The 22858-nt window shown below is 72.1% G+C and carries 17 protein-coding genes and 1 pseudogene; 7 read left to right on the top strand and 11 right to left on the bottom strand.

All coding sequences use genetic code 11. The annotated features are described in order from the left end of the window. The first annotated feature begins 277 nt into the window (after nucleotides 1–277). The 3 genes from NKJ47_RS04040 (at nucleotide 278) to NKJ47_RS04030 (ending at nucleotide 2535) form a co-directional block, all read left to right on the top strand. Nucleotides 278–838 carry a Sua5/YciO/YrdC/YwlC family protein gene (locus NKJ47_RS04040; RefSeq protein WP_254460252.1) on the top strand — a complete coding sequence of 187 codons (561 nt, stop codon included), beginning with the start codon at nucleotides 278–280 and terminating at the stop codon, nucleotides 836–838. A 294-nt stretch (nucleotides 839–1132) separates the two neighbouring features. Then, the gene (locus NKJ47_RS04035; protein WP_254460251.1) at nucleotides 1133–1888 is read left to right on the top strand and encodes a DUF4124 domain-containing protein; all 756 of its coding nucleotides are present in this window, start codon (nucleotides 1133–1135) and stop codon (nucleotides 1886–1888) included. Further along, entirely contained in the window at nucleotides 1888–2535 is a 648-nt protein-coding gene (locus NKJ47_RS04030) for a DUF4124 domain-containing protein (protein WP_254460250.1), read from the top strand. Before NKJ47_RS04035 ends, NKJ47_RS04030 begins: the two co-directional genes overlap by 1 nt. 1190 nt (nucleotides 2536–3725) lie before the next feature. Here NKJ47_RS04030 and NKJ47_RS04025 read toward each other — a convergent pair. Further along, on the bottom strand, nucleotides 3726–4499 hold the full coding sequence (locus NKJ47_RS04025; protein WP_254460249.1) for an SDR family oxidoreductase: 774 nt from the start codon (nucleotides 4497–4499) through the stop codon (nucleotides 3726–3728). A gap of 66 nt (nucleotides 4500–4565) precedes the next feature. Between NKJ47_RS04025 and NKJ47_RS04020 the strand changes: the two genes are divergently transcribed. Next, nucleotides 4566–4793: a hypothetical protein gene (locus NKJ47_RS04020; protein ID WP_429002486.1), complete on the top strand. Its 228-nt coding sequence runs from the start codon at nucleotides 4566–4568 to the stop codon at nucleotides 4791–4793. Nucleotides 4794–4875: 82 nt separating this feature from the next. Here the strand turns inward: NKJ47_RS04020 and sppA are convergent, their stop codons facing one another. The 3 genes from sppA to NKJ47_RS04005 form a co-directional block, all read right to left on the bottom strand. Then, entirely contained in the window at nucleotides 4876–6774 is a 1899-nt protein-coding gene (gene sppA / locus NKJ47_RS04015) for a signal peptide peptidase SppA (RefSeq protein WP_254460248.1), read from the bottom strand. A gap of 76 nt (nucleotides 6775–6850) precedes the next feature. Beyond that, a complete protein-coding gene (locus NKJ47_RS04010) occupies nucleotides 6851–8221 on the bottom strand; it encodes an MATE family efflux transporter (protein WP_254460247.1) in 1371 nt (456 codons plus the stop codon). A gap of 160 nt (nucleotides 8222–8381) precedes the next feature. Beyond that, nucleotides 8382–9842 carry a hypothetical protein gene (locus NKJ47_RS04005; protein ID WP_254460246.1) on the bottom strand — a complete coding sequence of 487 codons (1461 nt, stop codon included), beginning with the start codon at nucleotides 9840–9842 and terminating at the stop codon, nucleotides 8382–8384. 430 nt (nucleotides 9843–10272) lie between these two features. Here NKJ47_RS04005 and NKJ47_RS04000 point away from each other — a divergent pair, with 430 nt between their 5' ends. Beyond that, nucleotides 10273–12462 (top strand): primosomal protein N', encoded by a 2190-nt coding sequence (locus NKJ47_RS04000; RefSeq protein WP_254460245.1) that lies wholly within the window; start codon nucleotides 10273–10275, stop codon nucleotides 12460–12462. A 343-nt stretch (nucleotides 12463–12805) separates the two neighbouring features. Here the strand turns inward: NKJ47_RS04000 and NKJ47_RS03995 are convergent, their stop codons facing one another. Next, the gene (locus tag NKJ47_RS03995; protein WP_254460244.1) at nucleotides 12806–14539 is read right to left on the bottom strand and encodes a VanW family protein; all 1734 of its coding nucleotides are present in this window, start codon (nucleotides 14537–14539) and stop codon (nucleotides 12806–12808) included. Between the two features lie 197 nt (nucleotides 14540–14736). Here NKJ47_RS03995 and NKJ47_RS03990 point away from each other — a divergent pair, with 197 nt between their 5' ends. Next, nucleotides 14737–16032, top strand: a complete 1296-nt coding sequence (locus NKJ47_RS03990; RefSeq protein ID WP_254460243.1) for an NAD(P)/FAD-dependent oxidoreductase — start codon at nucleotides 14737–14739, stop codon at nucleotides 16030–16032. A 3-nt stretch (nucleotides 16033–16035) separates the two neighbouring features. After that, nucleotides 16036–16290: pseudogene (locus NKJ47_RS03985) on the top strand (TRIC cation channel family protein); the annotation flags it as partial. 293 nt (nucleotides 16291–16583) lie between these two features. On the opposite strand, the gene rpoH reads toward NKJ47_RS03985, so the two are convergent. The 6 genes from rpoH to rhlB form a co-directional block, all read right to left on the bottom strand. Continuing rightward, nucleotides 16584–17462, bottom strand: a complete 879-nt coding sequence (rpoH, locus tag NKJ47_RS03980; RefSeq protein ID WP_254460242.1) for an RNA polymerase sigma factor RpoH — start codon at nucleotides 17460–17462, stop codon at nucleotides 16584–16586. 217 nt (nucleotides 17463–17679) lie between these two features. Continuing rightward, a complete protein-coding gene (ung, locus tag NKJ47_RS03975; protein ID WP_254460241.1) occupies nucleotides 17680–18411 on the bottom strand; it encodes a uracil-DNA glycosylase in 732 nt (243 codons plus the stop codon). 25 nt (nucleotides 18412–18436) lie between these two features. Then, the gene (locus tag NKJ47_RS03970; RefSeq protein WP_254460240.1) at nucleotides 18437–19279 is read right to left on the bottom strand and encodes a response regulator; all 843 of its coding nucleotides are present in this window, start codon (nucleotides 19277–19279) and stop codon (nucleotides 18437–18439) included. 7 nt (nucleotides 19280–19286) lie between these two features. After that, a complete protein-coding gene (gene ftsX, locus NKJ47_RS03965) occupies nucleotides 19287–20231 on the bottom strand; it encodes a permease-like cell division protein FtsX (protein ID WP_254460239.1) in 945 nt (314 codons plus the stop codon). After that, nucleotides 20228–20914, bottom strand: coding sequence for a cell division ATP-binding protein FtsE (gene ftsE, locus NKJ47_RS03960; protein WP_242159999.1), 687 nt, complete (start codon nucleotides 20912–20914; stop codon nucleotides 20228–20230). The genes ftsX and ftsE overlap by 4 nt, the downstream gene beginning before the upstream one ends. A gap of 73 nt (nucleotides 20915–20987) precedes the next feature. After that, nucleotides 20988–22751, bottom strand: a complete 1764-nt coding sequence (gene rhlB / locus NKJ47_RS03955) for an ATP-dependent RNA helicase RhlB (protein ID WP_254460238.1) — start codon at nucleotides 22749–22751, stop codon at nucleotides 20988–20990. Between the last annotated feature and the right edge of the window lie 107 nt (nucleotides 22752–22858).

The raw sequence follows: 22858 nt of genomic DNA, 5'->3' as shown, positions 1-22858 counted from the left end.
CGGCGGCCTTCAACTTTGGGGGCGCGGCCGAGCACGGCGCATGGCGCGCGCCGCCATCAGCACCCGCTCGCCTCATCGCTCCACCGCCTGCCCTCGACCTTGCTGGCGCACATCGCTTAGGCAGCGCACCCTCGCACGCCCCGCTGCTGCGGGCACCGCGCTTGCCCATGTCGTGGGTTCGGCCACGAGGCCCGGCCCAGCGCGCCCTGCGCTGATCCGCCCTGCTCCGCAATGACCCTCATTGTCCTTAGACAAGGACGTGCCGCATGATGCGCGCATGACCGACCTGTCGCTGAGCCATGCCGTCGCCGTCCTGCGCCAGGGCGGCGTGATCGCCTACCCCACGGAAGCCGTGTGGGGGCTGGGCTGCGATCCGCACGACGAGAATGCCGTGACTCGCCTGCTGCGGATCAAGCAGCGGCCGGTGGACAAGGGCCTGATCGTGGTCGCCGCCGAACTGGATCCGCTGCGCCCGCTGCTCGACCTGTCGGCGTTGCCGCCGGGACGGCTGGCCGCGGTGCTGGCCAGTTGGCCGGGACCGCACACCTGGATCCTGCCCGCCGCCGCGCATGCGCCGCCCTGGATCACCGGCGCGCACCAGGGCATCGCCGTGCGGATCAGCGCGCATCCGCTGGTGGCCGCCCTGTGCCGGGCCTGGGGCGGCGCCCTGGTGTCGACCAGCGCCAACCGCGGCGGCGAGCCGCCGGCGCGGCAGCGCAGCGAACTGGATCCGCTGCTGCTGGACGCCCTCGACGGCCTGATCGACGGCGAGACCGGCGGCCTGGCCCAACCCACCCCGATCCGCGACGCCGCCAGCGACCAGATCCTGCGCGCCTGAGGCGCCGGCCTCGCGCACGGCACGCCGCGCTTCCGCTGCGTTGACGCTTGGCGACAAGGGCGCGATGGCACAACGTGGGCGCTTCGCGCTCCGGACCCTCACCCCAACCCCTCTCCCGGGGGGAGAGGGGCTTTGTTCCTCCCCTCAGAAAGAGGTGCCCCGCAGGGGCGGATGAGGGTCGGGCGAAGCCTCGCAGCGATGGATCAACGCGCCGGCCTGCCGCGACACCGTCGCGCCCTCAATCCCGGCGCGCACGCCCTTTCCCTGGCCGCCCGAGGCGCGCAAGATGCGCGCATGCGCCGCCTTCTCCGCCCGTTGCTGCTGCTGAGCCTGTCGCCCTGGAGCGGCGCCGGCTGGGCGCAACAGACGCAGACCATTAGCAGCGACGGCAGCAACGCGTCGGTGCGCATCTACCGCTGCATCGCCGCCTCCGGCGCGGTCAGCCTGCAGAACGCCCCCTGCGAGAACGCGCGCCAGCAGCAGGTGCTGGACATGCAGCGACCGCGCGATCCGCCACCGCGGCCGACCACCACCCTGAGCACCGATCCGGCGCGCGGGGCGGCCTCGCCGGCGCCGCTGCCGCAGCGCGAACTGCGCATCGTCACCGTGCAGCCAGCGCAGCCGATGTACGAGTGCGTGACCCCGGAAGGCACGCGCTACACCAGCGACGACAATGCCGGCAACCCGCGCTGGGTGCCGCTGTGGGCCTACGGCTACGCCGAAGGTCCCTACGCGCGGCCGTCAGAGCGCGGCCCCGATGGCCGCCCGCACCGCCCGCCGGGACCGCCCCCGCCGGGTGCGCCGCGCCCACCCGGGCCACCGCCGCCGGTGATGACCGCCGGCGCCGGCGTGATCGTGCCCGCCGGCAGCACCCTGATCCGCGACACCTGCACGGCGCTGCCCGAGCAGGAGGTCTGCGCGCGCCTGAGCGACCGCCGCTGGGAGCTGATCCGTCGCTACAACAGCGCGCTGCAGAGCGAGCGCCGCGCGCTGGAGACCGAACAGCGCGGCATCGACGCGCGCCTGGCGCGCGACTGCGGCGGCAGCTGATGCACCGTCTACTCTGTCTGGCCGCCGTGCTGGCCTGCGCCGGCGTCGCGCGCGCCGAACCGGTGGTGTTCTATCGCTGTACCGACGCGCAGGACAACCTGACCATCCAGAACAAGCCTTGCCCCAAGGGCATGCGCCAGCAGAAGAAGGTCATGCAGGGCGTCGGCAGCGCCGCGCTGCCGACCGTGCCCGCAGCCCCGCCCGCCCCATCGCCGCCACCGGCCAGCGCGACGAACGCCGCCACGCCTGCGGACGCGCCCACCCCGCCCGCCCCCGCGGCCGCTGCACCGCCCCCGGCGCCAGCGCTGCCGCCACCGCCGCTGTACACCTGCACCACCCGCGAGCAGGCGTCCTATATCGGCGAAGTCGCCGAACCGCCGCCGCGCTGCGTGCCGCTGAGCACGACGGACCTGGACGGTGGCCCCAACCAGGCCGGCGGCAGCGCCTGCGAAGTGCTGCGCGACCAGTGCCAGCCGCTGCCCGCCGAGCAGTTGTGCGAGGCCTGGAAGAGCTATGTGGCCGAAGCCGAAACGCATTGGCGCTTCGCCGTGCCCGAGCATGCCGAAGCGCTGCACACCGAGTTCGAACGCCGCGACCACCTGCTTGAGGCCAGCAACTGCGGTGCGCAGGAGCGGCCTGTGCCGTGACCCGTCCCGCTCGCGCATGGTTGTGCGCCTGGTTTACGAGGAGCGGCTTCAGCCACGACGGAGCCTTACCGGGAATGCCCGGTCGCGGTTGAAGCCGCTCCTACGGATGGCGATGCGCGCGGTTGCCGCGCTTGCAACACGCCTGCCCATGGCGCAAAAACCGCCGTCGACCGCGATGCGCAGGTGATGTAGCAGGCCGCCGACAGCCACAGGCACCCGACCGCCGCCGCCACGTCATGGCGCTCGTCGCCGCAGCCGGTCTACCAGGGTGAGCAGGCCCCCTTGTGGGAGGGACTTCAGTCCCGACGACGTAGCGCCCGAGACGTACCTAAGCTGCGCCTTTAGGCTGGTGCCCTGCACGCACGGCCGCCGTGCAGGGGCTGAACCGCTAGAACCCGTAGCGCAAAAAGCCGCCGTCCACCGCGATGCTTCGCCGGCAAGGTAGCTGGCCGCCAGCAGGCAAAGGAGCCGATCCACCGCGGTGAGCGCCCGCGCCTTTGTGGGAGGGACTTCAGTCCCGACGACGTAGCGCCCGAGACGCACCTAAGCTGCGCCTTTCGGCTGGCGCCCTGCACGTACGGCCGCCGTGCAGGGGCTGAACCGCTAGAACCCGTAGCGCAAGAAGCCGCCGTCCACCGCGATGCTTCGCCGGCAAGGTAGCTGGCCGCCGGCAGGCAAAGGAGCCGATCAACCGCGGTGAGCGCCGGCGCCATTGTGGGAGGGACTTCAGTCCCGACGACGTAGCGCCCGAAACGCACCTACGCCATGCCTTTCAGCTGGTGCCCTGCACGCGCAGCCGCCATGCAGGAGCTGAACCGCTAAAACCCGTAACGCAAAAAGCCACCGTCCACCGCGATGCTTCGCCAGCAAGGTAGCTGGCCGCCGGCAGGCAAAGGAGCCGATCCACCGCGGTGAGCACCCGCGCTTTGTGGGAGGGACTTCAGTCCCGACGACGTAGCGCCCGAGACGTACCTAAGCTGCGCCTTTCGGCTGGTGCCCTGCACGCACGGCCGCCGTGCAGGGGCTGACCGCTAGAACCCATAACGCAAAAAGCCACCGTCCACCGCGGTGAGCGCCCGCGCCTTTGTGGGAGGGACTTCAGTCCCGACGACGTAGCGCCCGAGACGTACCTAAGCTGCGCCTTTCGGCTGGTGCCCTGCACGCACGGCCGCCGTGCAGGGGCTGAACCGCTAGAACCCGTAGCGCAAGAAGCCGCCATCCACCGCGATGCACTCGCCGGTGATGTAGCTGGCCGCCGGCAGGCACAGGAAGCCGACCGCCGCCGCCACTTCCTCCGGCTCGCCGATGCGGCGCATCGGCGTGCGCTCGATCACCTGCTCGTAGTAGTCAGGATCCGACAGCGGCCCGGAGGTGCGGCGGGTGCGGATGTACCACGGCGCCACCGCATTCACCCGGATGCCGTCCTCGGCCCATTCGGCGGCGAGGTTGCGGGTCAGTTGGTGCAGCGCCGCCTTGGTCATGCCGTAGGGCGCGCCGCTGCGCACGTGGGTCAGCCCGGACACGCTGCCGACGTTGACGATCGCCGAGGCCGCATGCTGCGCCAGCAGCGGGTACGCGTAGCGCGACAGCTCGAACGCGGAGAACAGGTTGGTCTCGAAGATGCCGCGCCATTCGTCCTCGGTGTAGTCCACCGCGGCCTTGCTGACGTTGCCGCCGGCGTTGTTGATCAGCAGGTGCAGGCCGTCGGCATGGTCCTCGACCCAGTCCAGGATCTCGCGGCGGTCCTCGTCGTCGGCGACGTCCGCGGCCAGCGCCAGGATGCGGCGCTCGGGGAAGGCGTCGCGCAGTTCGTCGCGCGCGGCCTCCAGCGCATCGAGGTCGCGTGCCACCAGCAGCAGGTCGGCGCCGAACCCGAGCAACTCGCGCGCGATCGCCAGGCCGATGCCGGCGCTGGCGCCGGTGATCAACGCGGTCTGTCCGTCCAGCCGCCAACGGTGCTGCATGCGCGTGCCTGTCTGCTCACGGGGGAGGCGTAGGATGATACCTCCACCCTCGAGGAGGTCGCCGCCATGTCCGCACCACTGCGCAGGATGACGCTGGCATTGCCGTTGCTCGCCCTGCTGGCCGCATGCAAGCCGGAACCGCCGCAACCGCCCGATGCGCCGCCGGCGCCGAAGGCCGGCGCGATGCGTGCCGCCATCGCCCAGCCGCTGGACCGGGCCAGGCAGGCCCAGGCCACGCTCGACCACGCCGCGGCCACGCAGAACGCCGCGCTCGACGCCGCCACCGCACAATGAAAAACGCCGGCCGCAAGGGCCGGCGTTGCAGTGAAGATGCGACGCGCCCACGAGGGCGCGCCGCCGCCGACTCAGCGCCGGCTCACAGCCCGCAGAAGCAGTAGGCCAGCGCCTTCACCGGCGCGCCAGGACGGGTGTCGGCCGCGTCCTTGACGAAGCGCAGCTGCGTGTCCAGCTCCGGCAGGCTGCGCGCCAGCAGGGCGTGGCCCAGCGCCGAGTCGCTCAGCATCCACACGCCCAGGCGGCTGCCGGCGAACCCGCTGACGAACTGCGCGAACGGCGTGGCCGGCTTCTCGATGTAGCGCACCCGGTACTTGTCCTGGCCACCCAGCTTGGCGCGTGCGGCGGCATCGGCCACCGCGTCCTTGAAGCCGCCGAACGCGTCCACCAGCCCGCGCTCCTTGGCCTGCGCACCGCTCCACACGCGGCCGCGCGCGACCTGGTCGATGGCCTCGACCGACTTGCCGCGCGCCTGCGCGACCTTGCCGGTGAAGTCGGCATAACCCTTATCGATCACCGACTGGATCAGCTGGCCCACCGCCGGATCCATCGGCCGGGTGATGTCGAACGCGCCGGCGAAACGGGTGGTGCCGACGCCGTCGGTGTGCACGCCGATCTTGTCCAGGGTGCGGGTGATGTTGGGGATCATGCCGAAGATGCCGATCGAGCCGGTGATCGTCGACGGGTCGGCGTAGATGCGATCGGCGTTCATGCTGATCCAGTAGCCGCCCGACGCGGCCAGGTCGCCCATCGACACCACCACCGGCTTGCCGGCGGCCTTCAGCGCCACCACCTCGCGGCGGATCTGCTCGGAGGCGAACACTTCGCCGCCGGGCGAATCCACGCGCAGCACCACCGCCTTCACCGCCTCGTCGTCGCGCGCCTGGCGCAGCAGCGCCGCGGTCGACTCGCCGCCGATGCGGCCGGCCGGCTGTTCGCCGCCGCTGATCTCGCCCGCGGCCACCACCACCGCCACCTGCGGCCGCGAATCCACCGGCGAGCGGCGCAGGTCCAACTGCTGCAGGTAGCCGTCCAGGTCGATGTTGCGATAGCCGGTGTCGGCATCGTCGTCGGCCACGCCGCGCTTGGCCAGCAGTTGCTCGACGTCCTCGCGGGTCTTCAGGCCGTCCACCAGTTTCTGCTGCAGGGCGAACTTGGCCAGGTCGCCGCCGGCGGCGGCCACGCCCTCGGGCATGGTGTCGATGCCGGCGCTGATCTGCTCCGGCGCCAGCTTGCGCGCCTTGGCGATGTCGGCCACGTAGCGCTGCCACACGTCGTTCATCCAGAACAGGTCGGCTTCCTTGGACGCCGGCGAGGCCGCGTCGAGCACGTAGGGCTCGGCGGCGGACTTGTACTCGCCGACCTTGAACAGGTGCACGTCCACGCCGAGCTTGTCCTGCAGGCCCTCGCGGAAGTACTGGCGGTAGCGGCCGAGGCCTTCCAGGGTCATCGAGCCCATCGGATCCAGGTAGACCTCGTTGGCCTGCGCGGCCAGCAGGTACTGCCACTGGTTCAGATTGTCGCTGTAGGCGACGATCTGCTTGCCGGAGCCGCGCAGGTCCTGCAGCGCCTTCTCCACCTCGCGCATCGAGGCGAAGCCGCTGGGCTGCAGCTTGTCCAGGCGCAGCGCCACGCGCTCGATCTTCGGATCGGTCTTGGCCGCCTCGATCGCGCGTATCAGGTCGCGCAACTGGATCTCCTGCGCGCCCTTGTCGTTCATCGCCTTGGCCAGCGCGCGGCTGACCGGGTCGGCGCTGAACTGCTCGACCAGCTTGCCTTCCGGCGCGATCAGCAGCGTGGTGCGGTCGCGCAGGGCCTTGGCGCCGTCGCCGCGCGCCATGGCGAACACCATCACCAGCAGGACCAGCAACAGGAAGCCGAAGAACACCAGGTTGAGGATCAACCGGCGGGTGAAGTTCATCACATCCCACAGGCCGACGAAGAAGTTGGCGATGGGGCTGCGACGCACGGGTTGGTTCATGGAAAGCTCCGAAAGGAAGGCGTCTTGCGCCCGCGCAGCATACCGGCTGCGTCAGGCGCCGCACATGCGTCTGAAGTCAGGGTGCCGCCGGCGCGGCCAGCAGGCGCGCGCTGCTCCAGCGGAAGCGCGCGCCCATCATCACCGCGGCCGCGGTCAGGCCCAGGATCAGGCCGATCCACATGCCCTGCGGTCCCCAGCCCAGCCACAGGCCGAGGCCGGCGCCCAGCGGCATGCCCAGGCCCCAGTAGGAGCACAGGGCCAGCAGCATCGGCACGCGGGTGTCCTTGAGGCCGCGCAGCGCGCCGGCCGACAGCACCTGCACGCCGTCGGGGAACTGGAACGTGGCCGCGTACAGCAGCAGCGTGGAGGCCAACGCCGCCACCGCCAGGTCGCTGGTGTAGATGCCGACGATGGCGTCGTGGCCGAACAGCAGCACCAGCGCCGACAGCGCCTGGGTGCCGAGCACGATCGCATAGCCGGCCCAGGCCGCGCCGCGCACGCCCACCGCGTCGCCGGCGCCGGCGGCGCGACCGACCCGCACCGTGGTCGCCTCGGCCACGCCCATCGGCACCATGAAGCACAGCTGCGCCACGTTGATCGCGATCTGGTGCGCCGCCGCCGGCACCTCGCCGAGCCGCGCGATCAGCAGCGCGGTGACGATGAACAGGCCGCCTTCCATCAGGATGGTCACGCCGATCGGCAAGCCGGTCTTCAGCAGCCCGGCGATCGCGCGCAGGTCCGGCGCCTCGAACTGCGCGAACAGGCGCAGCGACGCGAAGCGCCTGGAACGCGCCAGGTAGACGGCGAAGCACAGCGCCTGCGCCCACATCGTGATCGCCGAGGCCATGCCCAGGCCGCCGGCGCCGTGTTCGCGCAGGCCCCACAGGCCGAAGGTCAGCGCATAGCCGAGCGGGGCCAGCAGCAGCAGGCCACCGAAGCCCAGCAGCATGGTCGGCAGCGTCCAGTGCATGCCTTCGCTGAGATAGCGCATGCAGAAATACAGCACCAGCGCCGGCACGCCCCAGCGGATCGCGTGCAGGAAGTCGCGCGCGCCGGGCACGATCTCCGGGGCGATGCCCAGTTGCGGCAGCGCCATCGGCATCACGCTCAGGAACGCGAACATCAGCAGGCCCAGGCCCAGCGACAGCCACAGCGCCTGCCGGAACAGCGGCCCGATCTGCGCCTGGCGGCGGGCGCCGTCGAGCTGCGACACCGAGGCGGTCAGGGCGATCAGGGTGCCGATCGGGACCATCATCGGCAGCCACAGCAGGGCCGTGCCGACCGTCACCGAGGCCAGCGTGCGGGTGCCGTGGTGGCCGGCGATCACGTTGTCGACGAAGCTGATCAGCCCGGTGGAGACGTGCCCCAGGACCAGCGGCAGGGCGAGTTGCGCGGTGGTGCGCAGTTCGCGGCCCCGGACCGAGGCCGGGGTGGAGGACGAAACCATTGCAAGACTCTGGCGATCCCGCCGACTGCGGCCGCGCAGACAGCGCCGGCACCGGGTGGCGGAGGCCGCGCATTCTACCCGCTGCGGCGGACGACTGCTGGAAGGCGGTCGCCGCAGCCGGTTGCGGCGACCCGAGAAAGCCAGGCGCCGCGCGCGCGACTCAGCGCGCGGCGCGCTGCTTCAACCACGCGCCGCGGCTGTCGGCGCCTTGCGCCAGCAGGTCGCGGCGCAACGCGGCGCGGTCCTGCGGCGGGGTGCGTTGCGACAGCAGCGCCAGATGTTCGCGCTGCTCCGCCGGCAGGCTGCGCAGCAGGCCCAGCAACGCCTGCCGCTGCGCCGCGGGCACATAGCCCAGCAGCGGCTGCAGCGCCCAGAACTCCGCACCCAGTTCCGGACCGAGCAGCCAGCCGTGGCGCTCCAGCGCGTCCATCTCGGCGAACTGCGCATGCAGGCTGTGCTGCTGCTCGATCGGCAGGCCGGCGAAGGCCGTGGCGACCTGGCGCAGGCGCGCCTGCGCCGCCGCCGGCAGTGCGTCCCAGGCCGCCTGGCGCGCGCGCAGTTGCGCCGGGGTCAGCGCCGGCGGCGTGCTCGCCGCCGCGGGCGCGGCCGCCGGAACCGCGGCGGCGGCCGGCGGCGCTGCGGCGGCCTCGGCCAGGTCGGCGGCGCTGGGGGCGCTGCGCTCGATCCGCGGCGGCGGCGCGCCGGCCGCATACCACGCGTAGAAATCCAGGTCGTAGATCGCCGGCTCCGGCAGCGGCGCCGGCGGTTCGGCCGGCAGCGGCGGCGCGCTGGCGGTGTCCGATTCCGGCGGCAGCACTTCCACCTGCACCGGGCCGGTGTCGCCCAGCGCCAGGCTCGCATCGTTGCCGCCGGCCGCGGCGGCGTGGGAGCGGCGCCACGGCAGACGGTCCCACCACAGGGTCCCGACCAGGGCCAGGACCACGACCGCGATCACCGCCCCGGCCAGGCGCGTGCGCAGGGCCGCCCGCGCGCCGCGCCGGCGCGGGCGCGCGGCGGCGTCGGCCGTTGCGGATGTTGCCGGGGCCGTCGGCGCAGCGGCCGCGGCGGGGCCGCCGGCAACCGCCGCATCGCGCAACTGCGCCAGCGCCTGCAGCCGCGCCGGCGGCAGGTCGCGCAGGCACTGTTGCGCCGCATCGGCCAACGCCCGCCAGCCCGCCGCGTCCGGATGCCCGCCGGCGTCGCGCGGGCAGGCCCGCGCCAGCGCCTGCTGGTAGTCCTCGGTGGACAGCTGCAGCACCTGCGCGGCGAGCGGCTCGTCCAGCCCGGCGACGATGCGCAGCAGCAGCGCCAGGCGGTCGGCCGGCTGCAGGGTGCGCAGATGCGCCAGCGGCGCCGGCCATGCGCCGTCGGCGGCATCGGCCTGGCGCAGGGTCGGTACCGCGCCGAGCAGTTTCCAGAAGCGCAGCGGCCAGTCGGCCATCGGCAGTGCCGCGGCGTGGCTGCGGAACGCCCGCATCGCCGCCGCCAGGGCCGGCATGCCGCGCTCGGGGCGGCCGCTCTGCAGGTCGGCCAGGACCGCCGCACGGCGTTCGATCCCGCGCAGGAACGCGGCCAGGGCGGGCGGTGCGGCCACGCCGTCGAAGGGGGACGTGGCGGTCATCGGAACTCCATCATCGGCGCGATGATAGCGAGGCAGCCGCCACATCGCGCGCTTGACAGCAGCGCCCCGATCGGCTCTTCCGCGGCCGCCGCGACGGCGGGTTGTGCACAGCGCCAGGAATTGGCCGGAGACAGGTCTTGTCAAGCCCCCGCGAAACCATGTTGCATCTGTGTTTCACGGCCAAGTGATTGTTCTAAAAGGAATAAATGCGATTGGCGCTTTTTTGTCCAACTCGTGGCAGAGGCTTGTGATTCCGTCTTCACGGCGTGGAGCATGCCCGTCATGCACAGCTTTATCCACAGCAGATGTGGATAAATTCGATTCTCCAAGCGGGGCGGCTATTTACGACCGGTTTATCACTTTGCGGGCAGCAATCGCATGCAACTCCCGGCAGCCCGGACCGGCTTGCGGCGGCCGCTAGACTAGGCGGATGCCTTCGCCCGCCGCCACGCTCCGCGTCGCCCTGCCCGTGCCGCTGCCGCAGCTGTTCGACTACCTGCCGCCGCCCGGCGGCACGGTCGCCGACGGCGACGTCGGCCGCCGCGTGCAAGTGCCGTTCGGCAACCGCGAACTGAGCGGCGTGGTGGCGGCGATCGGCCAGGTCGAGGACGCCGACGGCCTGCGCGCGGCGCTGGCCTGGCTGGACCCGGCGCCGCTGCTGCACGGCGAACTGGCCGAGTCGCTGCGCTGGCTGGCGCGCTACAGCCACGCACCGCTGGGCGAGGTGCTGGCCACGGCGCTGCCGGTGCCATTGCGCCGCGGCGAACCACTGCCCGACACCCACGCCTGGGCCTGGCGCCTGACCGAGGCCGGCGCCAGCCACCGCGCCCGGCCCGGCACCCGCCCGCACCGCTTCGCCGCGCTGCTGGCGGACGGCGCCATGGACGAGGACCGGCTGGACCAGGCGATGGACGACTGGCGCAGCGCCGCCCGCGCGCTGGCCAAGCGTGGCCACGCCGAGCGCATCGCAGTGCCGGCCAGCGCCACGGCGCCGCAGCCGCAGCCCGGACCGATCCCCAACGCCGAGCAGCAGGCCGCGATCGACGCGGTGGTCGCCGCCGCCGGGTTCGCCCCGTTCCTGCTCGACGGCGTCACCGGCAGCGGCAAGACCGAGGTCTACCTGCAGGCGATCGCCGCGTGCCTGGCGCGCGGCCGCCAGGCGCTGGTGCTGGTGCCGGAGATCGGCCTGACCCCGCAGACCCTGGCGCGCTTCCGCGCGCGGCTCGGCGTGCCGGTGCATGCGCTGCATTCCGGGCTCAACGACAACGAACGCGCGCGGGTCTGGGCCGCGGCCTGGCGCGGCGAGGCGCAGGTGGTGGTCGGCACCCGCTCGGCGGTGTTCGTGCCGCTGCCGCGGGCGGGACTGATCGTGGTCGACGAGGAACACGACGGCAGCTACAAGCAGCAGGACGGCATCCGCTACCACGCCCGCGATTTCGCCCTGGTCCGCGGCAAGGCGCTGGACGTGCCGGTGCTGCTGGGCAGCGCCACGCCCTCGCTGGAGAGCCTGCACAACGCCGCCGGCGGCCGCTACGCGCACCTGCGCCTGACCCGCCGCGCCGGCGACGCCAAACCGCCGACGGTGCGCGTACTCGACGTGCGCAAGCGCCCGCTGCAGGACGGGCTGTCGCCCGAGGTGCTGGCCGGGATCGGTACTGCGCTGGCCGAAGGCGGCCAGGTCCTCGTATTCAAGAACCGCCGCGGCTACGCGCCGGTGCTGTTGTGCCACGACTGCGGCTGGACCGCGCCATGCCAGCGCTGCAGCACCCCGCTGCACGCCACGCCGATGACCGTGCATGCCGGCGGCCGGCGCCTGCAATGCCACCACTGCGGCGCGCGGCAGCCGGCGCCGCTGGCCTGCCCGGATTGCGGCAGCCTGGCGCTGCAGCCGCAGGGCATCGGCACCGAACGCTTGGAGGAACGCCTGGTGCAGGCGTTCCCGGACGTCCCGGTGCTGCGCATCGACCGCGGCACCACCCAGCGCCGCGATGCGCTGGAAACCCAACTGGCCACGCTCGGCAGCGCGCCCGGCATCCTGGTCGGCACGCAGATCCTGGCCAAGGGCCACGACCTGCCGCAGTTGAGCCGGGTGGTGGTGGTGGGCATCGACGAAGGCCTGTTCTCGGCCGATTTCCGCGCCAGCGAGAAGCTGGCGCAGCAGTTGATCCAGGTCGCCGGGCGCGCCGGCCGCGCCGCGCGTCCGGGCGAGGTCTGGCTGCAGACCCACCACCCCGGGCATCCGCTGCTGCAGACCCTGGTCCACGGCGGCTACCACGCCTTCGCCGCGGCGGAACTGGAGCAGCGCGAGGCCGCCGGCTTCCCGCCGTTCGCGCACCTGGCGCTGCTGCGCGCCGAGGCCAAGCAGGTCGAGCACGCCAACACGTTCCTGGCCGCGGTGCGCGCGCTGCTGCCGGCGCAGGACGAGGTGCAGCGCTTCGGCCCGATGCCGGCGCCGATGCCGCGCCGCGCCGGCTTCCAGCGCACCCAGTTGCTGCTGTCGGCCAGCACCCGGCGCGCGTTGCATGCGTTGCTGGACGCGGCGGTGCCGGCGATCCACGCACTGCCGCAGGCGCGGCGGGTGCGCTGGTCGCTGGATGTGGATCCGCAGGATCTTTACTGAGGCGGCGGCGCATCACCGGCAAGACAACTGCTAGAGCACCGGCACGCGTCGCCGAGCACGTGATGTGCCTGCCGCGCACGGATCGAGCCGCAGGTCGCCACAATCCACTACGCGCTCCGATGCCGCGCGATCCGATGCCGCAGGAGCGGCTTCAGCCGCGACAGGCTTTCCCAGTAACGCCGCGTCGCGGCTGAAGCCGCTCCTAGGAGCTAATGGCGTGGATTGCCAGCCCGCCGCAGGGGTTGCTTCAAGGTTGTCTGAAAGCCGCTTTGAACGAACAGCGCGGCGACGTGGCGAAGCAGAGGCTGGTCCTGCAGGCGACCGCAATGCCCTCGGGTTTCGCTCAACCCGCCAGGCCCAATGCGTCGACCAACTGTGCGCGCAGCGTGGCGCTGTCGCCGGCCTCCACACAGCGCCACGCGCCAGCGTCCGCGGCCAGGCCGCAGGCGGCGGTGGCGATCACCGGCTTGCCCCACGCCAGGGCCAACAACAGCCCGCGCGGCTGCTGTTCGATCCAGGCCGGCAGCAGCACCAGCGTGGCCGCGCGCACGCCTTCCGCCATCGAGGCGACCCGCTGCACCTCGACACCGCTCCAGAAGTCCGGCGTTTCCTGCGCGCCGGGCGGCAGCAGCAACAGCACCGGCAGGCCGCGCAGTGCCTCGCGCAGTTCGTAGGCGCCCTTGCGCGCCAGCGCCGAGGCGGCCAACAGCACCCGCGGCACGGTATCCGTGGTGGCGGCCGCAGGCTCCGCCGCGACCGCCGGGAGCGCCGGCCGTTGCCATTCCAGGGCGAGACCGCGACCGCCGGCCAGTGCCAGCAGTTCGCGGTGCGGCGTGATCCAGTGCCGCGCCTGCGCCAGCGCCGCGCGCTCGGCCTCGACCAGCACCGGATCGGCACGGAAATCGCGCAGGGTGGGACTGTGCGGATGCCGCTGCGCGGCCACGTCCAGGCGCGCCTGCAGCAGGTGCATCGGCAAGGCGGTCATGCACACGTCCCAATGCCGGCCCTGCAGTTCGCCCGCCAGCCACAGCTCCGGCAACAGGCTCTGCGGCACCACCAGGTCGACGTCGCGCGCACCCAGCCGGCGGCGCAGCGCCTGCAGGCGGATGCGCTGCGCGCGCTGGCGCGCCTGCGGCAGCGGCATGCCGCGCCACAGCCACCAGCGCCGCATCAGCGCCGCATGCAAGGCCGCGACGCTGGTGCGCGGCAGCGCCAGCACGCGATCGCCGGACTGCTGCCGGCGCCGGCGGTCCTCGGCGAACTCCGGCCAGTCCTCGTCGACCAGCCAGGTGCGGTGCAGGCCGTCGGGCACCGCCGGCACATGGCGATGGCAGGCGCTGCGGCCGCAGCGGGTGCAGTCGTTGGCGGTGTCGACGCCGGCCGGCGCCGTGCGTCGCTGCGGCGGCGGCAACGGCAACGCTGCCGGCACCGCGCTGCCGCCGCGGATGCGCACGTGCAGCGCCTCGCCGTCCAGCCACACCTCCAGCCGCCACGGCGCAGCCGCGCGCAGGCGCAGGTCCACGTAGTTCCAGAACACCACCGCGTCGCGGTCGCGTTCGGCCAGCGAGCCGGGAATCACCTGGCTGTGGCGATGCCGCTCGACGATCTCCAGGCCCTGCCGCAGCGCCGCGTCGTAGATCGCATTGGACAACTGGCACAGGCCGCCGCCGATCGACGGCACCAGGCAGCCTTCGCGCAGTTCGCGGCCGACGACGAAACCGCGGCGACGGGTGGCGCGGCCGAGCTGGCGCCAGAAACCGAAGGTCGCCCCGGCCGGCACCTCCACGCCGTGCAGCGCACGCGCGGCCAGGCGCAGGTTGTGGATCTTGCCGGCCACCAACTGTGGCGCGGTCTCCTCGCTGGCGGGCCACAGCGCGGTGACTGATTCGGCGCACGCGCCATCGACGATCGCCAGGCCGCCATCGCGGCGATGCCGGCGTGGTCCATCGCGCAGATCGCGCAGCGCGCGGCGCAACTGCAGCGCGCGGGTCTTGGCCCAGAACAGCAGGCTGCGCCAACGCGACGGCAGCGGCGCCTGCGGCGACGCCGACGCGCGCGGCTTCACTGTCGCTGGCATGACGGTGCGTCCTCCGTGTCGCTGTCCGCGCTTGGCATCGCGCTACTATACGGACATGCAGGTCCGGCCCTCGACGATCGCGCAGCGCCTCGCTGGCAGCGCGCGTTCCGGCGAATCGGTGCGCCGCGCGACCGCGACGCGACCGCCGCCACGCCGATACCGGACGCCTCCTCTCCCCTCCCCCTCTGGAGTCCTGCATGGACAACACGCGCGTGCCGCACCTGATCGTGGTCGGCGGCGGCTTCGCCGGCTTGTGGGCCACCCGCGCCCTGGCCAAGACGCCGTTGCGCATCACCCTGATCGACCGCCGCAACCATCACCTGTTCCAGCCGCTGCTGTACCAGGTCGCCACCGCGGGCTTGTCGGCGCCGGACATCGCCGCGCCGCTGCGGCAGATCCTGCGCCGCCAGGACAACGTCGAGGTGCGCCTGGGCGAAGTCGTCCACGTCGACAAGCAGGCCCGGCAGGTACGCCTGGCCGACGGCCACGTCCTGGACTACGACTACCTGCTGATCGCCACCGGCGCCACCCACGCGTATTTCGGCCACGACGACTGGGCCGCGCACGCGCCGGGGCTGAAGACCCTGGACGATGCCTTGCAGTTGCGCCGGCACCTGCTGCTGGCGTTCGAGCGCGCCGAAGCCGAAACCGATCCGGCCGCACGCGCGGCCTGGCTCAGCTTCGCCATCGTCGGCGGCGGCCCCACCGGCGTCGAACTGGCCGGCACCCTGGCCGAGATCGCCCGGCACACGCTCAAGCACGAGTTCCGCCGCATCGACCCGGCCGAGGCGCGGGTGCGGCTGATCGAGGCCGGCCCGCGGGTGCTGTCCTCGTTCCCCGAACGCCTCTCGGCCAAGGCGCAGCAGCAGTTGGAAAAGCTCGGCGTGGAAGTGCTGACCGGGGTGCCGGTCGCCGACATCGACGCCAGCGGCTACCGCCTCGGCAGCACCTTCGTGCCGGCACGCACCGTCGTCTGGGCCGCCGGCGTCGCCGCCTCGCCGTTGGCGAAGACGCTGCAGACGCCGCTGGACCGCAGCGGCCGCGTGCAGGTACAGCCGGACCTGAGCGTGCCCGGCCATCCGGAGCTGTTCGTCGCCGGCGATCTGGCCGCGGTGCAGCAGGCCGACGGCCGCCCGGTCCCCGGCGTGGCACCGGCCGCCAAGCAGATGGGCCGGCATGTCGCCGAGACCCTGCGCCGGCGGCTGCGCGGCGACAGCGCCAGCGTGCCGTTCCGCTATGCCGACTACGGCAACCTGGCCACCATCGGGCGCATGGCCGCGATCGTGCACCTGGGCCGGCTGCAGCTCTCCGGCGTGCTGGCCTGGTGGTTCTGGCTGGCCGCGCACGTGTTCTTCCTGATCGGCTTCCGCAACCGTGTGGTGGTGCTGCTCAACTGGGCCTGGGCGTACTGGAGCTATCAGCGCGCCGCGCGGATCATCCTCGGCGACGCGCCCGCCACGGAGGAGCACCCGGCGCCAGCCGCGGACGGGTGACACTGCATGGCCGGGCTGCCGGCCTTCGACCGCCAGCACACGGTCGAGCGCCTGCGCGATCCGCTGCGGATCTTCGACGCGATGGGCCTGGCGCTGTTCGCGGTCTACGGCACCGGCAAGGCGCTGGCATTCGGCCTGGGACCGGTCAACGCGCCCCTGCTGGGCAGGCTCGGCGGCATTGGCGGCGGCATCGTCCGCAACCTGCTGCTGACGCGCATGCCGGTGGTGCTGCAGGCCGAGCTGTACACGGCGGCGGCACGAGTCAGCCGGCAGCGTGGCCGGCCAACCGCCTTCGCGACTGCCACGCGCCATCCCGGCCGATGCGCGGGACGCCTGTGCGCCTCAACCGTAATTGAGTTCGCCGGCATAGCGCATCACCAGATGAACCGCATGATGGGCTGCGGCATGCCGATGACCATGATGTGCGGCACCATGCCGATGATGGTCTGCATGCACTGACCCTGGATCGCGCCGCCCCAAAAAAAACGGCCCATGCGGGCCGTTTTTTTGTCTCCCGGCACGATCGTCCGGGCGCTTGCGGGGAACGGGCATCACGCCACGAACAACGCCTTCATCTTCTTCAGCGCATTGGCCTCGATCTGGCGGATGCGCTCGGCCGACACGCCGTACTCGTCCGCCAGTTCCTGCAGGGTGATCTTGCTGTCGGCATCCAGCCAGCGACGCTTGATGATGTCGCGCGAGCGCGCATCCAGTTCCGCCAGGCCTTCGCGCAGCAGCTGCAACTGGTTGTCCTCGCTGTCGGCGCGCTCGTAGGCCTGCGAGGGATCTTCCTCGTTGGCCATCAGATACGCGGCCGGCGACGGCGGCGCGTGGTCGTCGTCCTCGTCGGACGGCGCGTCGAAGCCGATGTCGCGGCCGGACAGGCGCGACTCCATCTCCAGCACCTCGCGCTCGGACACGTTGAGGTCCTTGGCCACCGCGGTGACCTCGGCCGCGTTCATCCAGCCCAGGCGGGTCTTGGACTTGCGCAGGTTGAAGAACAGCTTGCGCTGCGCCTTGGTCGTGGCGACCTTGACGATGCGCCAGTTCTTCAGGATGTACTCGTGCATCTCGGCACGGATCCAGTGCACCGCGAAGCTGACCAGGCGCACGCCCATGTCCGGGTCGAAGCGCTTGACCGCCTTCATCAGACCGATGTTGCCTTCCTGAATCAGGTCGCCCAGCGGCAGGCCGTAGCCGTTGTAGCCGCGGGCCACGTGCACCACGAAGCGCAGGTGGGAATGGACCAGTTCGCGTGCCGCGTCCAGGTCTGCCTGGTCGCGATACCGCACCGCCAGTGCGTGTTCCTCGTCGGACGTCAGCACCGGGATCTGGTGCACGGCGCCGATGTAGGCATCCAGCGAACCGAGCGGACTGGGGATCGGGAGGTTGTTGGCAACCAATGCGTTGGAAGTGAGAGTCTGGCTCATAGGGCTCATCTTAGCAGTCTACTAATTGGACTGCTGGGTACAGTAAAAAGTTCCTGTGTTCTGTTTATGCAACATTCGAATCAGGAATGACACTGCATCACAAGCCATCGGAACAATCAGGATCCGCAGCGATCCCGAGATTTGACCCCCAACATAGCACCCGGTTCGCCAAAATGGCGTCCATGCCGGGTGACACCGCCGCCCATCCAACCGGCGTTCAGGCGCCGCGCAGCGCCGCCTCCAGCTCCGCGCGCGGCGGCAGGCTCCAGTCGATCGGGGTGGCGCCGCGCCGCCGCAGGTACTCGTTGGCCGCGGAGAAATGCTTGCAGCCGAGGAAACCGCGGTGCGCCGACAGCGGCGAGGGGTGCGGGGCCTTGAGCACGCGGTGGCGGCGGGTGTCGATGACCTTGCCCTTGGCCTGGGCGTAGCTGCCCCAGAGCAGGAACACCAGGCCCTCGCGCTCGCGGTTGAGGGTCTCCACGACGTGGTCGGTGAAGCCCTCCCAGCCCTTGCCCTGGTGCGCGCCGGCGCGGCCTTCCTCCACCGTCAGCACCGCGTTGAGCAGCAGCACCCCGCGCTGCGCCCACGGCAGCAGGCAGCCGTGGTCGGGACGGCGGATGCCCAGGTCGTCCTCGATCTCCTTGTAGATGTTCAGCAGCGACGGCGGCACCGGCACCCCGGGCAGCACCGAGAAGCACAGCCCGTGCGCCTGGCCGTAGCCGTGGTACGGGTCCTGGCCGAGGATCACCACCTCCACCCGTTCGAACGGGGTGGCATCGAAGGCGGCGAAGATCTGCCGCCCAGGCGGGAACACGCGGGCGCCGGCGGCCTTGCGCTGGCGCAGGAACGCCGCCAGCTCGCGCATCTCCGGGCGCAGCAGCCAGTCGCCGACCCGCGCCTTCCACGACGGCTCCAGCTGGATCCGGTTCTCTTCTTCGTTGTTGCTCATTGCGTCCAGGCTCGGTGCATCGGGTTCAGAAGGTCACGGCGATCTCGTCGAGCCGGGCCAGGCGCAACTGGAACAGCACCTTGGTGACCAGCAGGCGCTCTTCGATCGGTTTCTGCACCAGATCGTTGGCGCCGGCGCGCAGCAGCTCGGACTGGGTGTGCGGGTTGCTGTCGCCGGTCATCACCAGCACCGGCATGCGCCGCTTGCCGTAGGCGAAGTCCACGCGGATGCGCTGGACCACGTCGCGGCCGTTGAGTTCGCCCTTGAGGGTGACGTCGGTCAGCACCAGGTCGATGCGGCGGGTGGTGCGGCCCAGCGACTCAGCGGTGAGCAGGGCGAACGCGTCCTCGGCGCTGAGCACGTGCACCACGTGCAGCTGCTGGCGTTCGAGCATGCGCTTGGTCGCCTCGGCCACCACCCGGCTGTCCTCGACGTAGAGCACGGTGGCGCCGGCCACCGGCTGCGGCTGCACGTAGCCGCGGATGAACGTGGCCAGCGCCTCGTGGCCGAGCGCCTTGTCGAAGTAGTCGGTGACGTACTCGGTGAAACGGCGCTCGACCAGGTGCTGCTGGGCGTCGCCGGAAACCACGATCACCGGCACATAGGCCTGGCCAACGGCGTCGCGCACGCTGCGCGCCAGGGTCAGGCCGTCGCCGTCCGGCAGCCCCAGCGAGGTGGTGACCAGGTCGACCGGGCCGGCCTCCAGCGCGGCGCGCGCCTCGGCGATGCTGGCACAGCCGACCACGGTCACGTCGGGCAGTTCGCGGTGCAGCACGTCGGCGATCAGCTTGCGCACCAGCTTGGAGCCATCGACCACCATCACCCGCGGGGCGGCGCTGATCAGATGCTTGAGCTCGTGCCCGGCCATGCGCGCCTCAGGTGTCGGTGGGCCGCGTCTGGCGCAGGAAGTGGCCGGTCACCAGCCAGGCGCCGAGCCAGCCCAGCAGCAGGGTGCCGAGCAGCACCAGCCCCGCGTGCAGCGCGTCCAGCCCGTGCAGCACGAAATGGCTGCCGTAGCTGTCGGCCAGCGCCGCCAGCGGCTGGCCCAGGGCCATCCCGGAGGCGGCGAGCAGGCCCAGCGCCAGCACCCCGGCGCCGAAGCCGTACCAGGCGCCCAGGTACAGGAATGGGCGGCGGATGAAGCCGTCGCTGGCGCCGAGCAACTGCAGCACGCCGATCTCCTCGCGCCGCGACTGGATGTCCAGGCGCACGGTGTTGCCGACCACCAGCACCGCACCGGCGCCGAGCAGCAGCGACAGCACCTGCACCAGGCGTTCGCCGAAATGCAGCCAGCCGTCCAGGCGCTTGCGCCACAGCGCGTCGTGCTGGACCAGGTCGGCCTGCGGCAGCGCGGTCAGCGCGGTCGCCAGCGGGGTGTCGTCGGCCGCGGCCGGGGTGACGATCAGCAGCGTCGGCAGCGGGTTGTCCTGCAGCGCATCCAGCGCCTCGCCGAGGCCGGCGCTGTCGCGCAGCTCGGCCATGCCCTCGGCGGGCGTGCGCAACGTCACCGCGGCCACGTCGCCACGGCCGCGCAGGGTCTGCGCCAGCGCCTGCGCCGCGGCGGCGTCGACGTCGGTCTTCAGGAACACGTTGATGTCGCGCGACTGCTGCACGCTGCCGGCGAACTGCTTGAGGTTGTCCAGGGCGATCGACAGGCCCAGCGGCAGGGTCAGCGCCAGCGCCATCACCGCCATGGTCAGCAGCGTCGCCCACGGCTTGCGCATGGCGCGGCCGAGGCTGTAGACGATGCTGTGCAGGTGGTGGTCCCACCACACGCCCAGCCGCGAGGGCGCCGCGGCGCCGGCATTGCGCGCGCTCATTCGGCCAGGTCCTGCGGCGAGATGTCGTCGACCAGGCGGCCGTGGTCCAGGATCAGCACGCGCTTGCGCATCTGCTTGAGCAGCGCCAGGTCGTGGCTGACCACCAGCACGCTGGTGCCGCGCGCCGGCAGTTCGGCGAACAGTTGCATGATCTCGGCGGCCAGGGTCGGGTCGAGGTTGCCGGTGGGTTCGTCGGCGACCAGCAGCCGCGGCTCGCCGACCATCGCCCGGGCGATGCCGACGCGCTGCTGCTCGCCGGCCGACAGCTGCGAGGGCAATGCCTTCTCGCGGTGGCCCAGGCCCATGCGCTCGAGCACCGAGCGCACGCGCTTGCCGATCTCGGCACGGCGGGTGCCGCGCAGGATCAGCGGCAACGCCACGTTCTCGGCGATGCTGCGGTCGGTGAGCAGGCGGTGGTCCTGGTAGACCACGCCGACCTCGCGCCGGTGCAGCGGCACGCGGCGGCCGCGCACCTTCAGCAGGTTGCGCTCGCCGAACAGCACAGCGCCGCGCGAGGGCCGCTCGCTCAGGTGGATCAGCTTGAGCAGGGTGCTCTTGCCGGCACCGGAGTGGCCGGTGACGAACAGCATCTCGCCCTCCTCGACCTCGAAGCTGACGTCCACCAGCGCCGCGTGGCCACCGGCGTACTGTTTGCTGACATTGTCGAACCGCAGAACGCTCATCCGGCGATTATGCCGGAGCGGCCCGGGTATTCGTCCACCGCATGCGGCGCACGCGGCGGACGACGGGCCCGGATCAGGAGCTGGAGACCAGCGAGCGCAGCTTGCGGCCCAGGCGGGTCAGGAACGAATCGTTCTTCGCCGCCGCGCCGCGCTCGGCCTGGCGCGCGGCCTTGACCGGGGTGGCCACGACCTGCACCGGCCGGGCCGGGGCCGCGGTCGCCGGCGCGGCGCTGCCGTTGCCGGCCTGCGCGCCATCGGCGCCTTCCAGCGGGCGCCCGCCGCGACGGCGGCGGCGCTTGCGCGGCGCACGCTCGCCCTCGACCGCAGGCGCGGCGCCCTCGGCCGGCGCAGCACGCGGCGGCTTGGGCGCCGGCGCCGGCGCCGGCGCAGCGGCGGCCGGCGCGGTGCCGTCCGCGGCAACAGCCGCGGCGTCGGCCGGGCGCGGCGCGCGCGGACGCCGCGGCTTGCCGTCGGCGCTGCGCGACTCGCCACGGCCGCCCGGGCCGCTGCGACCGCCGCCCGGCTTGCCGCGGCCACCGCCGCGACGCTGCTCGTCGGCCTCGCGCTGGGCGCGGGCCTCGCGGAAGATCTCGCCGATGCTCTCCTCGCCGTCGGCCTCGGCGGCCTCGCCCTCCACCGCCGCGCGCGGGGTGCGCGGCAACGCCACCAGCAATTCGGCGGTGACCGGCTCGACCGGGATCTTCTGTTCGATGTAGGCCTCGATGTCCGGCAGGCTCATCGCGTAGCGCTCGCAGGCGAAGCTGATCGCGTCGCCCTCCTCGCCCAGCCGCGCGGTGCGGCCGATGCGGTGCACGTAGTCCTCGGCGTCGAACGGCAGGTCGTAGTTGTAGACGTACTTGACCCCGTCGATGTGCAGGCCGCGCGCGGCCACGTCGGTGGCCACCAGGATCTCCAGCTGGCCCTTCTGGAAGCGGTTGAGCAGGGTCTCGCGCTTCTTCTGCGGCACGTCGCCGGACAGCACGCCGACCCGGTAGCCGTTGCGCTCCAGCGCCCGCGCCACCCGCTCGACGAATGCCTTGGTGTTGACGAACACCATGGTGCGCGCGCCCTCGCTGCGCGAGAGCAGGCCCAGCAGCAGGGTCAGCTTCTCCTCGTCGGAGGGGAAGTAGATGCGCTGGCGCACGCGCGCGGCGGTGATGCTCTCGGTCTCGACCACGAGCTTTTCCGGCTCGTTCATGTGCTCGTACGCCAGCTCCAGCACGCGGTGGCTGAGGGTGGCCGAGAACAGCAGGGTCTGCCGGGTGCCGCGCTCGGGCATGCGCCGCAGCAGGAAGCGGATGTCCTTGATGAAGCCCAGGTCGAACATGCGGTCGGCTTCGTCGAGCACGCAGATCTCGCAGGCGTGCAGCGACACCACCTTGTGCTGCTTGACGTAGTCGATCAGGCGGCCGGGGGTGGCGATGATCACGTCCACGCCCTGCTGCAGCAGTTCGCGCTGCTTGTCGTAGTCCACGCCGCCGTAGACCAGGGCGAAGCGCAGGCCCAGCTCGGAGCCGAACTTGACCGCGTCCTTGTGGATCTGGATCGCCAGTTCGCGGGTCGGCGCCAGGATCAGCGCGCGCGGATCCTCCGGCTTGCGGTCGGCCAGCGCCGGGCGGCTGAGCAGGCGGTTCATCACCGCCACCAGGAACGCCAGGGTCTTGCCGGTGCCGGTCTGGGCCTGGCCGGCCACGTCGCGGCCCGGCAGGGCCACCGGTAGGGTCAGCGCCTGGATCGGGGTGCAGCGGGTGAAGCCGGCGCCCTCGAGCCCTGCGAGCAGCGCAGGATGCAGGTCGAACGCGGAAAAAGTCACATCGGTCAGCGGTTTGTCGCTCATCATTCCATCTTCGTGAGGCCACCCCGCCCGAAGCGTAAGGTCGCGGCTTGCATCGGTCCCGGCAGCGTCGCACACTGGCGTCTTCCATACCGGGTCGCGCGACAGGG

Origin of the sequence: Xanthomonas sacchari (assembly GCF_024266585.1) — a bacterium.
Lineage (GTDB): Bacteria > Pseudomonadota > Gammaproteobacteria > Xanthomonadales > Xanthomonadaceae > Xanthomonas_A > Xanthomonas_A sacchari_C.
The sequence above is the reverse complement of the archived record's forward strand: the minus strand, read 5'-3'. Positions and strand labels throughout refer to the sequence as shown.

What these genes read in the sequence shown, in the direction of transcription:
- ftsX (WP_254460239.1), bottom strand. Translation starts at nt 20,231, where the DNA reads ATGAGCGCGCGCAATGCCGGCGCCGCGGCGCCCTCGCGGCTGGGCGTG.
- NKJ47_RS04010 (WP_254460247.1), bottom strand. Translation starts at nt 8,221, where the DNA reads ATGGTTTCGTCCTCCACCCCGGCCTCGGTCCGGGGCCGCGAACTGCGC.
- NKJ47_RS04005 (WP_254460246.1), bottom strand. Translation starts at nt 9,842, where the DNA reads ATGACCGCCACGTCCCCCTTCGACGGCGTGGCCGCACCGCCCGCCCTG.
- rhlB (WP_254460238.1), bottom strand. Translation starts at nt 22,751, where the DNA reads ATGAGCGACAAACCGCTGACCGATGTGACTTTTTCCGCGTTCGACCTG.
- NKJ47_RS03995 (WP_254460244.1), bottom strand. Translation starts at nt 14,539, where the DNA reads ATGCCAGCGACAGTGAAGCCGCGCGCGTCGGCGTCGCCGCAGGCGCCG.
- sppA (WP_254460248.1), bottom strand. Translation starts at nt 6,774, where the DNA reads ATGAACCAACCCGTGCGTCGCAGCCCCATCGCCAACTTCTTCGTCGGC.
- NKJ47_RS04040 (WP_254460252.1), top strand. Translation starts at nt 278, where the DNA reads ATGACCGACCTGTCGCTGAGCCATGCCGTCGCCGTCCTGCGCCAGGGC.
- ftsE (WP_242159999.1), bottom strand. Translation starts at nt 20,914, where the DNA reads ATGAGCGTTCTGCGGTTCGACAATGTCAGCAAACAGTACGCCGGTGGC.
- ung (WP_254460241.1), bottom strand. Translation starts at nt 18,411, where the DNA reads ATGAGCAACAACGAAGAAGAGAACCGGATCCAGCTGGAGCCGTCGTGG.
- NKJ47_RS03970 (WP_254460240.1), bottom strand. Translation starts at nt 19,279, where the DNA reads ATGGCCGGGCACGAGCTCAAGCATCTGATCAGCGCCGCCCCGCGGGTG.
- NKJ47_RS04020 (WP_429002486.1), top strand. Translation starts at nt 4,566, where the DNA reads ATGTCCGCACCACTGCGCAGGATGACGCTGGCATTGCCGTTGCTCGCC.
- NKJ47_RS04030 (WP_254460250.1), top strand. Translation starts at nt 1,888, where the DNA reads ATGCACCGTCTACTCTGTCTGGCCGCCGTGCTGGCCTGCGCCGGCGTC.
- NKJ47_RS04000 (WP_254460245.1), top strand. Translation starts at nt 10,273, where the DNA reads ATGCCTTCGCCCGCCGCCACGCTCCGCGTCGCCCTGCCCGTGCCGCTG.
- NKJ47_RS04025 (WP_254460249.1), bottom strand. Translation starts at nt 4,499, where the DNA reads ATGCAGCACCGTTGGCGGCTGGACGGACAGACCGCGTTGATCACCGGC.
- NKJ47_RS04035 (WP_254460251.1), top strand. Translation starts at nt 1,133, where the DNA reads ATGCGCCGCCTTCTCCGCCCGTTGCTGCTGCTGAGCCTGTCGCCCTGG.
- NKJ47_RS03990 (WP_254460243.1), top strand. Translation starts at nt 14,737, where the DNA reads ATGGACAACACGCGCGTGCCGCACCTGATCGTGGTCGGCGGCGGCTTC.
- rpoH (WP_254460242.1), bottom strand. Translation starts at nt 17,462, where the DNA reads ATGAGCCAGACTCTCACTTCCAACGCATTGGTTGCCAACAACCTCCCG.